18 protein-coding genes are annotated in these 13945 nt (G+C 67.6%); 11 read left to right on the forward strand and 7 right to left on the reverse strand.

Translation table 11 applies throughout. From position 1 onward, the window contains the following. Nucleotides 1-44: 44 nt before the first annotated feature. The 3 genes from UK23_RS24675 to UK23_RS24685 are packed head-to-tail and all read left to right on the forward strand — an operon-like array spanning nucleotide 45 to nucleotide 2997. Nucleotides 45-710 carry a response regulator transcription factor gene (locus UK23_RS24675; protein ID WP_045314013.1) on the forward strand — a complete coding sequence of 222 codons (666 nt, stop codon included), beginning with the start codon at nucleotides 45-47 and terminating at the stop codon, nucleotides 708-710. Further along, the gene (locus tag UK23_RS24680) at nucleotides 707-2461 is read left to right on the forward strand and encodes a sensor histidine kinase (RefSeq protein ID WP_045313993.1); all 1755 of its coding nucleotides are present in this window, start codon (nucleotides 707-709) and stop codon (nucleotides 2459-2461) included. The genes UK23_RS24675 and UK23_RS24680 overlap by 4 nt, the downstream gene beginning before the upstream one ends. Continuing rightward, nucleotides 2458-2997, forward strand: a complete 540-nt coding sequence (locus UK23_RS24685; RefSeq protein ID WP_045313994.1) for a dihydrofolate reductase family protein — start codon at nucleotides 2458-2460, stop codon at nucleotides 2995-2997. Before UK23_RS24680 ends, UK23_RS24685 begins: the two co-directional genes overlap by 4 nt. Here UK23_RS24685 and UK23_RS24690 read toward each other — a convergent pair. Continuing rightward, entirely contained in the window at nucleotides 2966-3772 is an 807-nt protein-coding gene (locus UK23_RS24690) for an NAD(P)/FAD-dependent oxidoreductase (protein ID WP_045313995.1), read from the reverse strand. The genes UK23_RS24685 and UK23_RS24690 overlap by 32 nt on opposite strands. Nucleotides 3773-3822: 50 nt before the next feature. Between UK23_RS24690 and UK23_RS24695 the strand changes: the two genes are divergently transcribed. Further along, complete coding sequence (locus UK23_RS24695; RefSeq protein ID WP_045313996.1) at nucleotides 3823-4383, forward strand: helix-turn-helix domain-containing protein; 561 nt, start codon at nucleotides 3823-3825, stop codon at nucleotides 4381-4383. Between the two features lie 7 nt (nucleotides 4384-4390). Continuing rightward, nucleotides 4391-4660, forward strand: a complete 270-nt coding sequence (locus tag UK23_RS24700) for a DUF2277 domain-containing protein (RefSeq protein WP_045313997.1) — start codon at nucleotides 4391-4393, stop codon at nucleotides 4658-4660. On the opposite strand, the gene UK23_RS24705 is transcribed toward UK23_RS24700, so the two are convergent. Continuing rightward, nucleotides 4657-4914, reverse strand: coding sequence for a hypothetical protein (locus tag UK23_RS24705; protein WP_045313998.1), 258 nt, complete (start codon nucleotides 4912-4914; stop codon nucleotides 4657-4659). The genes UK23_RS24700 and UK23_RS24705 overlap by 4 nt on opposite strands. Nucleotides 4915-5199: 285 nt before the next feature. Between UK23_RS24705 and UK23_RS24710 the strand changes: the two genes are divergently transcribed. Then, a complete protein-coding gene (locus tag UK23_RS24710) occupies nucleotides 5200-5880 on the forward strand; it encodes a hypothetical protein (protein WP_231114654.1) in 681 nt (226 codons plus the stop codon). A gap of 99 nt (nucleotides 5881-5979) precedes the next feature. Beyond that, nucleotides 5980-6705 (forward strand): class I SAM-dependent methyltransferase, encoded by a 726-nt coding sequence (locus tag UK23_RS24715; RefSeq protein ID WP_045313999.1) that lies wholly within the window; start codon nucleotides 5980-5982, stop codon nucleotides 6703-6705. Here the strand turns inward: UK23_RS24715 and UK23_RS24720 are convergent. Together UK23_RS24720 and UK23_RS24725 are read right to left on the reverse strand one after the other, a co-directional pair. Continuing rightward, nucleotides 6692-7342, reverse strand: a complete 651-nt coding sequence (locus UK23_RS24720) for an HNH endonuclease family protein (protein WP_045314000.1) — start codon at nucleotides 7340-7342, stop codon at nucleotides 6692-6694. The genes UK23_RS24715 and UK23_RS24720 overlap by 14 nt on opposite strands. 63 nt (nucleotides 7343-7405) lie before the next feature. Then, nucleotides 7406-8353, reverse strand: coding sequence for a methionyl-tRNA formyltransferase (locus tag UK23_RS24725; protein ID WP_045314001.1), 948 nt, complete (start codon nucleotides 8351-8353; stop codon nucleotides 7406-7408). A gap of 93 nt (nucleotides 8354-8446) precedes the next feature. Here UK23_RS24725 and UK23_RS24730 point away from each other — a divergent pair, with 93 nt between their 5' ends. The 3 genes from UK23_RS24730 to UK23_RS53925 are packed head-to-tail and all read left to right on the forward strand — an operon-like array spanning nucleotide 8447 to nucleotide 11225. Beyond that, the gene (locus tag UK23_RS24730; protein ID WP_045314002.1) at nucleotides 8447-9697 is read left to right on the forward strand and encodes a lysine N(6)-hydroxylase/L-ornithine N(5)-oxygenase family protein; all 1251 of its coding nucleotides are present in this window, start codon (nucleotides 8447-8449) and stop codon (nucleotides 9695-9697) included. Then, entirely contained in the window at nucleotides 9694-10485 is a 792-nt protein-coding gene (locus tag UK23_RS53920) for an amidohydrolase family protein (RefSeq protein WP_231114655.1), read from the forward strand. The genes UK23_RS24730 and UK23_RS53920 overlap by 4 nt, the downstream gene beginning before the upstream one ends. Beyond that, nucleotides 10380-11225 carry an amidohydrolase gene (locus UK23_RS53925; RefSeq protein ID WP_269112307.1) on the forward strand — a complete coding sequence of 282 codons (846 nt, stop codon included), beginning with the start codon at nucleotides 10380-10382 and terminating at the stop codon, nucleotides 11223-11225. The genes UK23_RS53920 and UK23_RS53925 overlap by 106 nt, the downstream gene beginning before the upstream one ends. A gap of 43 nt (nucleotides 11226-11268) precedes the next feature. Here the strand turns inward: UK23_RS53925 and UK23_RS24740 are convergent, their stop codons facing one another. Genes UK23_RS24740 through UK23_RS24750 form a run of 3 tightly spaced genes read right to left on the reverse strand, consistent with a single transcriptional unit; the run spans nucleotide 11269 to nucleotide 12858 of the window. Further along, nucleotides 11269-11580, reverse strand: coding sequence for an ArsR/SmtB family transcription factor (locus UK23_RS24740; protein ID WP_082114938.1), 312 nt, complete (start codon nucleotides 11578-11580; stop codon nucleotides 11269-11271). Further along, nucleotides 11577-12011, reverse strand: coding sequence for an SRPBCC family protein (locus tag UK23_RS24745; protein ID WP_045314003.1), 435 nt, complete (start codon nucleotides 12009-12011; stop codon nucleotides 11577-11579). Before UK23_RS24745 ends, UK23_RS24740 begins: the two co-directional genes overlap by 4 nt. A gap of 37 nt (nucleotides 12012-12048) precedes the next feature. After that, a complete protein-coding gene (locus UK23_RS24750; RefSeq protein WP_045314004.1) occupies nucleotides 12049-12858 on the reverse strand; it encodes a hypothetical protein in 810 nt (269 codons plus the stop codon). A 153-nt stretch (nucleotides 12859-13011) separates the two neighbouring features. On the opposite strand from UK23_RS24750, the gene UK23_RS24755 reads away from it, so the two are divergent. Continuing rightward, nucleotides 13012-13945: CHAD domain-containing protein (locus tag UK23_RS24755; RefSeq protein ID WP_045314005.1), on the forward strand; the 934-nt coding region annotated here is incomplete at its 3' end.

The raw sequence follows: 13945 nt of genomic DNA on the forward strand, positions 1-13945 counted from the left end.
TTTACGTCCCGCTTGACTGTCGTGAAGGACTGCATACTGCAGTGGTGTGTGCCCACATCCTCGTGGCCGAGGACAACGTTCACCAGGCGGAGCTCGTGCGCCGGTACCTCGAGCACGACGGGCATTCCGTGGTGGTCGTGCACGACGGGCGCGCGGCGATCGACGAGACGCGCAGGAGGAACCCCGACCTGCTCGTGCTGGACGTGATGATGCCGCTTGTGGACGGCATCGACGTGCTGCGGGCCATCCGGACCGAGTCGGACGTGCCGATCGTGCTGCTGACGGCACGGTCCACAGAGGACGACGTGCTGCTCGGGTTCGACCTCGGCGCGGACGACTACATCACCAAACCGTTCCGGCCGCGGCAGATGGTGGCGCGGGTGCGGACGATCCTGCGCCGCACCGGACGGGCCAGGGAGACCAATGCGACCGTGCTCAAGGTCGGCGACCTGGTCATCGACCCCATCCGGCACGAGGTCCACCTCAGCGACGAAGCCGTCAGTCTCACGCCCGCCGAGTTCCGGTTGCTGGCGAGGATGGCCGCGCAGCCGCAGCGGGTGTTCACGCGCGAGCAGTTGCTGGAGGACGGGTTCATCACCGCGCGCACGGTCGACGTGCACATGATGAAGCTGCGTCGCAAGATCGAGAAGGATCCGCGCAGGCCCGAAAGACTCCTCACCGTCTACGGCATCGGGTACAAGCTCGTATGAAAAGCCTGCTGGTCCGGTTCTTCCTGTTCTCCGTGGTGATCGCGGCGTGCTCGATCGCGGTCACGGCGTGGCTCGCCAGCCAGGCCACGACCGGCACGATCCGGCAGGAGCAGGGGGAAGCGCTCGCGACCGAGCAGCAGATCTTCGACGAGGTCGTGAAATACGCGGCCACGCACCAGAACTGGTCGCAGGCCAAGTCCGAAATGGACCGGATCGCGAAGCAGTACAACCGCCGCATCGCGCTGACCGACCACAACGGCAGGAAGCTCGTGGACACCGGCGACGCGAGTTCGCCGCCGTTGCCCATCACCCCCAAGGCGATCGTCGACCCGCTCAACGTCAACGGCGAGATCGATCGCCGGGCGGTCGGGCCGTTCAAGCTCACCGACGACGAGTCCGCCAAGCTGCACGCGTTCGCCGACGAACTCGGGCAGTGCAACCGTTTCATCAAGATCGTGGACGCACCGAACGGCCGGCCGCGACTGTCCACCGACGAGCCCGGCAACCTCTCGCAGTGGGACAGCTGCGAGGTCGGCGACGCGCTCTACACGCTCACGCCCACGGAGAACGCCGCGTACGCGCAGCTGCAGCAGCTGTTCACGCAGTGCACCGCCAAGATCCCCGGGCAGAACCTCTACAAGGAATCCAGTCGCATCCAGCTCGACTGGGAGATCCTCACCGCCCGCCACGCCCCACCCGAGGTCGCGGCCTGCATGGACAGCGCGCGCCGGACGCAGCTGCAGCCCTACGTCGCCGAGGAAGCGCGGCTGTTCCTCACCTCACCGACCGGGAACGAGCCGCAGACGATCGATCTGTCGACCACCGGCGTCACGCGGATCACGTTGGTGGCACTGGGAATCCTCGCGCTCGCCGGGTTCGCGTCGTGGATCACCGCGACGCAGCTGGTGCGGCCGATCCGTGCGCTCACCGCGGCCACCAAGCGCACCGCGGAGGGCGACCGGACGGCACGGGTGGACGGCGGTGCGGGCGAGATCGGCGAGCTCGCCAAGTCGTTCAACGCGATGTCCGAGAAGCTCGCCGACACCGAACGCCAGCGGCAGGCGATGGTCAGCGACGTGGCGCACGAGCTGCGCACGCCGCTGGGCAACATCACCGGCTGGCTGGAGGCGACGCAGGACGGGCTGGCAGAACCCGATCCGCACCTGATCGACATGCTGCTGGAGGAATCCCTTCTGCTGCAACGACTCGTGGACGACCTGCACGACCTCGCCCAGGCCGACGCGGGCACGTTGCGACTGCATCCCGAGCCGATCGCCCTCGAAGACGTCGTCGACCAGGTCGTCAACGCGCAGCAGAACCGCGAGATCCTGCTGCGCGCCGAGCTGACGCCCCTGCACACCACCGCGGATCCCGTGCGGCTGCGCCAAGCGCTCGGCAACCTCGTCGCGAACGCCGTGCGCTACACACCTCCCGGTGGCGAGGTCGTCGTGAAACTGTTCGAACAAGCCAACAACGCCGTCCTGGAAGTGCGGGACACCGGCACCGGCATCGCGCCAGAGGACGTCCAGCACGTGTTCGACCGGTTCTGGCGCGCGGACAAGTCGCGCAGCCGCCGCACCGGTGGCAGCGGGCTCGGGCTCGCGATCACGCGCCACCTGGTGGAGGCTCACGGCGGCACGGTCTCGGTCACGAGCCGGCTGAACGAGGGTTCGACGTTCCGGATCACCCTGCCGATGAGTTCTCCTGAGCACGACGGTCTACCTGATCACGACCACGGGAGGCAGTCATGATCACGCACTTCGTCCACCAGTCCGCCGACGGTTTCATCGAGGGCCCCAACGGCGAGTTCGACTGGCCGCGGATGGGCAAGGAGATGTCGGACCACTCGCTGGAGCTGTCCGGCCAGGCTGACCTGCTGCTCTACGGGCGCAAAGTCTGGGACATGATGGCGTCCTGGTGGCCCCGGGCCGAGCAGCTCGACCAGTCCGAGCACACGCTGCGGTACGCGCCGCTCTGGCGCGAGTCGCCCAAGGCCGTCGTGTCGCGGACGCTCACCGATCCCGGCTGGAACACCCGCGTGTTCACCGATCCGGCGGACCTGCCGGACGAGCGGATGATCCTGTTCGGCGGATCGACGCTGGCCGCGAGCCTGACCGAGCTGGACCTGATCGACGAGTACCTGATCTTCGTCCACCCGGTCGTGCTCGGCGGCGGCAAGCCCGTTTTCCAGCACCCCAAGCGCTTCGACCTGAAACTGGCCGAGTCGAAGGTGTTCGACGGCAGGGTCGTGATGCTCAGGTACCAGCGAGGACGAGGTCCATGTTGATCATGCCGGCGGCCTGGGCTCCCTGCGCGGCGGCGACGATCACGATGGCCGCCGGGTCCGTGACGTTGCCCGCCGCGTAGACGCCCGGCACGCTGGTGCGCCCCTTGTCGTCGGTGCGCACGAACAGGCCCATCGGCGTTTCCGCTGTTTCGGCACCCAACGCCAGCAGGAACTCGTCGCGCGGCTTGACCTGCGCCGAGTACACGAGGGCGTCGGCCGGGACGCGCTCCGAGCCGGAGATCACCGCGACCAGGCGGTCGTCCTCGACCTCGATGCCGTCGACCGACGGGACGTGCGTGACGTCGCCGGACCACTGCCGGACCAGCGCGACCTTCATCTCCTCGCCGAACACGACGAGCCTCTGGTCGCGGACCTCGTAGCCGTGGCAGTACGGGCAGCTGAAGACGTCGCGACCCCACCGCGCGCGCAGGATCTCCGGCACTTCGTCGACGAGACCCGTCGCGAACAGCAGCCTCTGGGCGTGCACGGTGCGCCCGGACAGCTCGACCGCGAACCCACCGTCGATCTTCGTGACGCCGTGGACCGTGTCGTTGACGATCTCTCCGCCGTAGCCCTCGACCTCGGCGCGACCGTGCTTGAGCAGGTCCAACGGCGAGAGCCCGTCACGAGAGAGATAGTTGTGCATGTGCGCGGCCGGCTTGTTGCGCGGCTCGGCACCGTCGACCACGAGCACGCTGCGGCGCGCCCTGGTCAGCATCAGGGCGGCACTCAATCCGGCCGCTCCTCCTCCGATGATCACCACTTCGTAGCTCATGGCTCAACAGTGCGGTCGACAGTCCAGTTTTGGCAAAGTAAGTTGCTGTTATGGCAACTTCGGTAGGACAACGGCTCGCCGCGCTGCGGGCCGAGCACGACCTGACGCTGGCCACGTTGTCCGAGATGACGGGCATCTCGAAGTCGACGCTGTCCCGCCTGGAGACCGATCAGCGCAAGCCGACGCTGGAGCTGCTGCTGCCGTTGTCGCGGACGTACCAGGTGTCGCTGGACGACCTGGTCGGCGCGCCCGAGGTCGGCGACCCGCGCGTGACGATGAAGCCGCGCGAGCTGTCGCACGGCCGCGTCGGCATCCCGCTGACCAGGTCGATCGGGCCGCTGCAGGCGTGGAAGATGATCATCAAGGACACCGAGCTGCACGAGCCGCGGGTGCACGAGGGCTACGAGTGGTTCTACGTGCTGAGCGGGCGGATCAAGCTGCGGATCGGCGACAAGGAGGTCGTGCTGCGGGCGGGCGAGGTGGCGGAGTTCGACTGCCGGCAGCCGCACGCGCTCGGCAGCGCGGACGGCAACCCTGCCGAGATCATCAGCCTGTTCGGCAAGCAGGGAGAACGCATCCACACCCGCGCGGCGCCGCCGAAGCAGTCATAGTGGAGGCATGTGCCGAAACATCCGGGTGCTCCACAACTTCGAACCGCCGGCGACCTCCAGCGAGGTGCAGGCCGCGGCGCTGCAGTACGTGCGCAAGGTGAGCGGGGCGGCGAAACCGTCCGTGGCGAACCAGGCGGCGTTCGACCAGGCCGTCGCGGCGGTGGCGGCAGCGACTCAGGAGCTGCTCGACGCGTTGGTGACCACCGCGCCGCCCAAGGACCGCGAGGTCGAGGCGGCGAAGGCCAAGGTTCGGGCCCAGGAGCGCTACGGGCGTTAGGAGCGGACGCGGGTGTCGAGGTACATGCAGATGAGCTTGGCCGCGACGCCCGCCGAACCGACGATGAACGCCTGGTCGGGGCCGAGCGTGAGGGCGATGGCCCACAGCAGCAGGGCGATCAGCACCAGGATGACCGTCACCTGCGCGGCGTGCGGCCACTGGTCGGGGTGGACGAGCCATCTCGTGGGCTGCCGCGGCTGCGGAACATCCACGTCACCCGCACTATCGGGTGAACGCTCCGCCTTGACCGCCATCTCGCTCCTTCTCCGCGATTCCTCCTGCGGGACCCATTCTCCTGAGTTGATCTTCTACGGAGGGTGACTTCCGCTTGTCGTGCGGTAAGCGTTGCGTGAGCGTCGGCGAACGGCAGACGAACGGTCATCCACATGATCGGCCGCCGGTCCGTCACCGTCCGTTTACCGAATGAGGCCCAGACCACCACATTGAGTGGTGCCTACTTGGACCATCGCTCAACTCTACGTAGTCGTTACACCGTTCGGAGCAACGCCGTTTTTGTCAGACCCCTCCGATAACGTCAGGTGAAGATCGCGGTACGAGGGGAGAAAGCGTTGCCGGACAACAACGTCAGCGTCACCGCACTGTCGTTCACCGAGTACGTCATGAGCGGCCAGCGTGGACGCATCAACATCGTGTCGGAACAGCGGGGGATGTACCTGACCGACGACCCCAAGGTGTGCGGGTTCTACAACCCGATCCGCGACGCCATGCGACGAGCGGTCAACTCCACCGAACCTGAACTGGAGCTGAAGAAGGCGGTTCTGAACGCCAACCGGACGGGTCAGCCGCGGGCGTTCGAGGAGATCGCGGACGGGTTCCTGCCGTGGCTCGCGTCGTTCAAGGCCACCGGCGTGCAGGTGGAAGGGGCCACCTACCGCGTCGGCGACCTGACTCTGAAGGTCCGCCCGCATCTGGGGCTGCGCAAGAAGGACGGCTCGGCGTACGCGGTGCTCGTGCACACCAAGGAGGTGCCGCTGACGCGCGAGGCGGCGAACGTGGGGCTGCGGATCCTGCAGCACACGATCGCCGACACGTTGCCGGGGGCGACGCCGATGGTGCTGGACGTGCGGCGCGGCAAGGCCTACCAGATGCCGGTGCGGACCAACCTGGGGAAGCTCGACGTGCTGATCGCGGCCGAGGCCATGGGGTACGTGACGCACTGGCAGCTGTCCGGGCTGTTCGAGTCGGTGCGCGCGGTCTAGCGAGATGGGCGACGCGGCCCGTCCGGGGGTCGGGCCGCGTCGTTCCGCTGTCGGCAGAGTTCTCGGCACGATGCTGCTGACGACGGCAGAGTCGAAGCCATGAGTACGACAGGGCTGGGTTTCAGCGGCGAGGTGGCCGACTTCTACGCGAGGTTCCGTCCTGGCTACCCACCACAGGTCATCGACGCGTTGGTCCACAAACTCGGACTGACCTCCGAACACCGGGTGCTCGACCTCGGGTGCGGCACCGGCCAGCTCGCCGTGCCGATGTCGGAGCACGTCGCGCAAGTGATCGCGGTCGACCCAGAACCGGACATGCTTGCGCACGGACCGGAACTGCCGAACGTCGAGTGGCGTCTGGGGTCGGACGCGGACGTGCCGGAGCTCGGCCGGTTCGACGCGGTCGTGGTCGGGCAGGCGCTGCACTGGATGGACCACGGAAAACTGTTCCGCGAGGCGGACACGGCGAAGTTCGCGATCATCGCGAACGGGACGCCGCTGTGGCGCCAGCACCCTGCAATCCGCGAAGTCCTCGAAGACTGGTTCGGCCGCCCGATGACCGCCGGCTGCGGAACGGACGACGAAGCACGGCGGCGGTATGCGAACGCCCTGGAAGCGGCCGGGTTCACACCGCACGAGTGGACGATCGGCCACACCCACGAGCACACGATCGAAGAGCTGGCAGGCAGTCTGTTCTCCGCGATGTCACCGGAGACCCTCCCGTCACCGCAGGATCGCCCGCTCTTCCAGGACCAGCTCCGCACGGCGTTGCGGGCCGACACCTACACCGAGCCGATCACCGTGACCGTGATCAGCACGCTTTGAGCATCACGGCCAGTGCGTCGTGCTCGGCCTGGTCGACGGTGAGCTTGTAGGTGATCTTCACCGCGATCCAGTGCTGCGCGTAGGTGCACCAGTACGACTCGACCGGCGGCTTCCACTTCGCCGGGTCCTGGTCGCCCTTGGAGCGGTTGGACTTCGCGGTCACCGCGAGCAGCTGGATGCCGCCGAGGTCGTTGGCGAACGCCTTGCGCTCGTCGTCGGTCCACTTGTCCGCACCGGAACGCCAGGCCTCGGCCAGCGGCACGGTGTGGTCGATGTCGACCTCGCCGCCGTCCTTGATCACCACGCCGTCGTAGGCGCTGTTCCAGGTTCCGGACACGGCCTTGCAGTCCTTGTCCGTCTTCACGTCGGTGCCCTGGCGCTGCAGCACGATCTCCCTGGTGTCGCAGGAGTTTCCCTGCGAGGCCCAGTGCGGGAACCGGTCGCGGCTGTAGCCGGCCATCTTGCCCTCTGGCGCGATCTTCAACGCGCCGAGGTCTGATGAACCCGCCGGCGCGGATCCGGTGGGCACGGGCGAAGTGGGCGGATTGTCCTTGGACGACTGGAGATTCGTCAGGTACCAGCCCACTGCCACCAGCAGCACGAAGACCACCAGTGACGTCACCGCCGCGCGATTCATTCGCCCATGATCGGGCATGCCGATCACGGATCGATCACCCGACCCGCGATCGGCAGGTCACAGTTACGGCCGCGAGGTGAGATATCCACCCATCGTCTTGAAGTACTCGTGCGCCTTGAGCTCCACCCCGTCGGCAGTGCGAACCTTCTTGACCAGCAACGCCTTGCTGCGGCCACGGCGAGCCTCTGCGCCCGCGACGATCGTCACGCCGTCGCCCTCGCGGTAGAAGATCCGGCCGGGAGTGCCTCCGTAGACCTCGGATGAGACCTCCGCCTCGATGATCTCCAGGCGCTGGCCGCGGTGGAAGCAGAACGCGCTCGGGTACGGCGCACACTGCGCGCGCACCAGGCGATCCAGCTCTTCGGCGGTCCAGGAGAAGTCGATCCGCAGGTCCTCCTCCGCGCGCTTGTGGAAGAACGAGGCCTGCGAACGGTCCTGCTTCACGAAGTCCGTGCGACCGGAGGCGATCTCGGCCAGGCCGTCCACCGTGATCGGGCCGAAGAGCTCCAGCGTCTTCTCGAACAGATCAGCCGTCGTGTCGCGCGGCCCGACCGGAACCGAGCGCTGCAGCACGATGTCGCCCGCGTCGAGCGTGTCGTCCATCATGTGCGCCGTCACGCCGACTTCCTTCTCGTCGTTGAGAAGGGCCCAGATCAACGGCGAGAAGCCCGCGTACTTCGGCAGCAGCGAGTCGTGCACGTTCAACGTGCCGTGCTTGGGCAGCGCGAAGACCTGCGGCGGGATCCAGGTGCGCCAGTTGCAGGCGACGATCACGTCCGGCTCGGCGGCCTTGAGCTTGTCGAGCAACTCCTGGTCCTCCGGGCGTTCGCGGACGACGACCTCGACGCCGTGCTCGACGGCCAGGTCCTCGACGGAATCGCTCCAGATCTTCTCGTACGCACCTTCACCCCTGGGATGGGTCACCACCAGGACGACCTCGTGCTCGGACGCCAAAAGTGCCTGCAGGGTGCGATGACCCCAGGTTTGGAACCCGAACATGACGACCCTCATGGGGGAGCCCTCCTCTACTCAGATGCGATACGGTCAGGCTAACCTAACCAAGGGCTTGCAAAGCAAGCTTAGGCTTCCCTAAGTTAGGTGCTCATGCATCCGATCTACGACATCGTCGGCATCGGGTTCGGCCCCTCGAACCTGGCGCTCGCCATCGCTCTCACCGAGCACAACGAGCAGGCCGAAACCCCTGTCACCGCGGTGTTCCTCGAACGTCAGGACGCGTTCGGCTGGCATCGGGGCATGCTGCTCGACGACGCCACCATGCAGGTGTCGTTCCTCAAGGACCTGGTCACGATGCGCAACCCGACCAGCCGTTTCTCGTTCCTCTGCTATCTGAACGACCGCGGCCGGTTGATCGACTTCGTGAACCACAAGAACCTGTTCCCGCTGCGCGTCGAGTTCCACGACTACTTCGAGTGGGCCGCCGCGCAGGTCGACGACCTGGTCGCGTACGGCACGGAAGCCGTTGGCGTGGAAGCGATCCAGGACGACCTGTTCGAGGTGATCACGGCCACGGGTGACGTGTACCACGCACGCAACCTGGTCTTCGCCACCGGACTGCGGCCAACCGTGCCGGCGGGCATCGAACTGTCGGACCGCGTGTGGCACAACAGCCAGTTCCTGCACCGCGTCGGCGAGCTGCAGGACCCGAAGCGCTGCGTCGTCGTCGGCGCCGGGCAGAGCGCCGCGGAAGCCGTGGCGTACCTGCACCGCGAGTACCCGAACGCCGAGGTCTGCTCGGTGTTCTCGCGCTACGGCTACTCCCCCGCGGACGACAGCTCGTTCGCGAACCGGATCTTCGACCCCGAGGCAGTCGACCACTACTACGACGCACCGGACGCCGTGAAGCAGCGGCTGATGGACTACCACCGCAACACCAACTACTCGGTGGTCGACGTCGACTTGATCGCGCAGCTCTACCGGACTGTGTACCAGGAGAAGGTCCTCGGCACCGAACGGCTCAAGATGATGAAGATGACCCGGCTCGTCGCGGTCGAGGAGTCCTCCACCGGCGCTCGTGCGGTGATCCAGTCGCTCGTCACCGGCGAGCAGGAACTGATCGAGACGGACCTCGTGCTGCTCGCGACCGGCTACGACGAGGCCGCGCCGATGCTCGGTTCGTTGGACGGCACCTGCGCACGCGACGTGGAAGGCCGTCTGGTCGTGGGACGGGACTACCGCGTGCAGTCGTCGTTGCGCGGCGGCATCTATCTGCAGGGCGGCACCGAGCACTCGCACGGCATCACGTCGTCGCTGCTGTCCAACGTCGCGGTGCGTTCTGGTGAGATCCTGGCTTCCGTGCTGACCAACACCCCTGTGCCGGTCCTCGCGACCGCATGAGACTCGATCTCAAACTGACGGGCTGCCGGGCCCTCACAATGGACCCGGCGCACCCGGCCGCGCACACGATCGGCATCTGGCAGGGCCGCGTCGCCGGGCTGGACGAGCAGGTCGCGGACCTGCCCGCCGCCGAGACCGTCGACCTCGGCAACGCCGTGGTGCTGCCCGGTTTCATCGACGCCCACACGCACCTCGCGTGGAACGGCCGCTCACGCCGCAACATCGACGTGGCGGGCCTGACCACTGTCGCCCAGGTGCTCGAACGCCTGGCCAACGCTCCTGGCGAGGGCTGGATCGAGGCGTCCGGCTACGACCGGCGGATCATGGACCGGCCGCTGACCGCCGCCGACCTCGATCCCGTGACAGGCGAACGGCCGCTCTACATCGCGGACATCTCCGGGCACGCGTGCGTGGTGAACTCGGTGGTGCTGAACCAGCTTCCGGGCATCACCGGCGACGGCTGGCTGACCGAGAACGAGCAGTTGGCCGCGCGGTCGTTGCGGCTGCCGTACTCGATCGACGAGATCACCGCCGAGCTGCACGAGAGCGCTCGGCAGGTGCTGTCCGAGGGCGTGACGATGTGCGCCGAGGCGGGTATCGGCGCGGGCCTGATCGCCAGCAGTCCGCTGGAAGCCGCCGCGCACCAACGCGCAAAGCTGCCGATCTCATGGTTTCCGCGTACGTGCTGCACGACGTCGCCGCCGACCCGGCGGACGGGATTCCGCGGGCGATCGATCTCGGCCTGCACACCGGGTTCGGCGACGACATGCTGTCGTTGGGCGCCATGAAGCTGTGGACCGACGGCGGCATGATCGCGCGCACGGCCGCGATGTCCGAGCCCTACACCGGCACCGGCAACTCCGGTCAGCTCGCCGAGTCCGAGGAGTTCATGCGGGCGGCGATCATCGACGGGCACCGCGCGGGATGGCAGCTCGCGATCCACGCGATCGGCGACCGCGCGATCGACTTCACCCTGGACGCGGTGGCGGAAGCGCAGAAACAGCTTCCTCGCGAAGACGCGCGACACCGGATCGAGCACTGCGGTCTCGTCCGGCCCGATCAACTCGAACGGATCGCGGCCCTGAGGCTGATACCCGTCGTCCAGCCGACTTTCCTGTGGGCGTACGGCGACGACTACAGCGTGATCATGGGCGAAAACCGGGCACCCTGGATGTACCGCGGCAGGTCGTTCCTCGACCACGGGATCACTGTCGCGGGCAGCTCGGACCGGCCGGTCGCGGACGGATCACCGTTGCGCGCCATCGAGTTCATGGTGCGCAGGCGTTCTTCCGGCGGCCGGGCGGTCGGGCCGGACGAGGCGATCACCGTCGAGGAGGCGATCCGTGCGTACACGCTCGGCAGCGCCTACGCGTGCCGCAAGGAGCACGTGCTGGGCAGCCTCACGCCGGGCAAGCTCGCGGACCTCGTGGTGCTCGGCGACGATCCGCGCACGAGCGACGCCATCGCGGACATCCCGGTGCTGGCCACGATGGTCGGCGGAAACCTCATGCCGCAACGGTCCGCCTGAACGCGGTGGGTCCGGCGCCGGGCCACGGCGGGCAGCGAGGCGCTCACCCCTCAGCGATCTTCTTGATCGCGGCCAGTCGCTTGTCCCACTGCGAGGCGAGCGAGGACATCCAGGTGGCGGTGGCGTCCAGCGCCTCGGCCCGGACGGAGAAGTTGTTCTCCCGGCCGGCCCGCTCGGACGCCACCAGGCCGGCCTTCTCCAGCACACCGAGGTGCTTCACGATCGCCTGCCGGCTCACCGGCAGCTCGTTCGCGAGCGCGGACGCCGACGCCGCGCCCCTCGCCGCCACGAGATCGAGAATCCGTCTGCGCATCGGATCCGCGAGCGCGGCCAGCACGTCATCGACCTGACTCACTTCTCCAGGTACTCCCGCAGCTCGTCCAGCTCATGGCCCCAGCCGTCGACGTTGCCGGACGCGTACTTCTCCTGCTCCTCCGACGGCAGGTCGAGCTCCGTGAACCCGCTCTCCACGACCTGCAGCAACGTGCCACCGTCCTGCGGCGTGAGCGTGAACTCGACCAGCGTCGCGTTGCCGGGCACCGGCTCCACCCCGAGCGGACCGGACCAGCGCCACGAGAAGAACGACTCGGGCTCGACCTTCTCGATGATCGCACGCCCGATGCCGTGCTCCGCCCACGTCAGCGTGACCTCACCACCGGGCTCGAGCGCCGACACCGTCGCGCCCGCGTCGCCGAACCACGTGCCGAGGTGCTCGGCGGAGGTCAGCGCGTTCCACACACGCTGCGGCGACGCGTTGATCAGCACGTCGCGTTCGATCCGGTCCACTCGCCCACCTCCTGCAACCCAGCGGTTGCAGAACAGGCTACTGCAGGTGGAACGTGGCGGCCAGCGTCGTGAGCCGGTCGGTGATGTCCGCGTGGACGTTCGTCCGGCGCACCCAGTTCTGACACCCGCTCTTGGCCGACGGCGGCGCCCCGAGCGGCGTGACCGCGTCCGTCACCCCGTACTCCAGCCGGTACGCGAGCACCGCGATCGCCGACTCGAGCCAGAACGACGGGTCGGGCGTCGGAATCTCCCCGAGGCCCACCCGGAACCACACGGGCATGCGCGCGTACTGCGACAGCGCCTCGGAGATGCGCCGCTCGGCCGCGTCCTTGATCTCGCCACGAGCCTTGTCCCCGGCGAGCACCGCCTCGGTCCGCCACTCCTCACCGGCCGCGTCCTCGTCGGCCGCCAACCGCTCGGCCGCCCGCTGCGCGCTCGCCTCGTTGGCGTTGATCAGCCACTCCATCTGGCGAACCTCGTGCGACAGCGCGTCCCGCTCGAACCGGGGCACCCGCCCACCGTCCAGTTTGGACTTGGCGTCGTCCCGGCGAGCCTTGAGCCCGTCGAACTCCAGCACCTCCTGCTTCAACTCGACGCGCGCGGGATCGGCGAGGATCTCCTGCTCGGCGTCCCACGCCCTGCGCAACGCCTCGACCAGTGGCGCGATGTCCCCCGCCACCGCGTCGAGATCCACCAGCGGCCCGTCGCCGGCCCCCGACAACCGCCGCTCCAACACCGTCAGCCGGGCGGTGACGCGTTCCAGCTCCGCCGAGAGCTGACCGACGTGACTGATCAACGTGGCGACCTGCGGCTCGACAACCTCAAGCCGTTCCTTCTCCGTGGGCACGCGACCAGCGAACCGGACACTCCGACCACCGCCAAGGCGGTCACCACTCATTACACGCATTCGAGGTCGGGATTCCGCCCGGCCGTGGCAACCACCCCTCACGCACCGTCACCACACTGGGTGAACTGCGGAGAAACGAGGTATTACTAGTAAATGGCGACCTCCGTTACTGAGACCGAGCGCAAGTACGAGGCCCCATCGGACGCGAGTCTGCCGGACCTCACCGCCATCACCGGCGTGGCAACGGGCCCGGAGGAGTTCGACCTAAAAGCCACGTACTTCGACACCGACGACTACCGCCTGGCCCGAGCCGGCGTAACGCTGCGCCGCCGCGTGGGCGGCGACGACGAGGGCTGGCACCTCAAACTCCCGGCCGACGACGCAGACTCCCGCCAGGAAGTCCGAGCCCCACTGGGCCGCGCCGTGAAACAACCCCCGAAAGACCTCTCCTCCCTGGTCCGAGCCCACACCCGAGGCTCCGGCCTCGGCCCGATCGCCGAAATCCACACCAACCGCCGCCGCTGGCAACTCACCAACGGCAACGGCGAACTCCTGGCCGAGGTCGTCGACGACGTGGTCACCGCCCAAACCATGGGCTCCTCGACCACCACCACGAGTTGGCGCGAGATCGAAGTCGAACTGGGCTCAGGCGGCGACCGCAAACTCCTCGACACCGTCGAACAACACCTGAGCACAGCCGGAATCCACCCCTCCGCCTCAAAATCCAAGCTCTCCCAAGTGATCGGCGTAAAACGGGACGCCATCCCGTCCACCGGTAAGAAATCCACCGCAGGCGAAGTCCTCCTCGCCTACCTCCACGAACAGCGCGCGGCCCTCCAGAACCAGGACCCCCGAGTCCGCCGCAACGAACACGACGCCGTCCACCAGATGCGAGTAGCCACCCGCCGAATGCGGTCGGCCCTGCAAGCGTTCGGCAAAATCGTCGACCGCGAAGCGACGCGAACCCTGACCGACGAACTCAAGTGGCTCGCCACAGTCCTAGGCACCTCCCGAGACCTGGAAGTCCTCCGCATGCGCTTCGAGGACGCCCTCCACTCCCTCCCCCCAGAACCTGTCTCTTATACAC

It is taken from the genome of Lentzea aerocolonigenes (assembly GCF_000955955.1).
Classification (GTDB): Bacteria; Actinomycetota; Actinomycetes; order Mycobacteriales; family Pseudonocardiaceae; genus Lentzea; species Lentzea aerocolonigenes_A.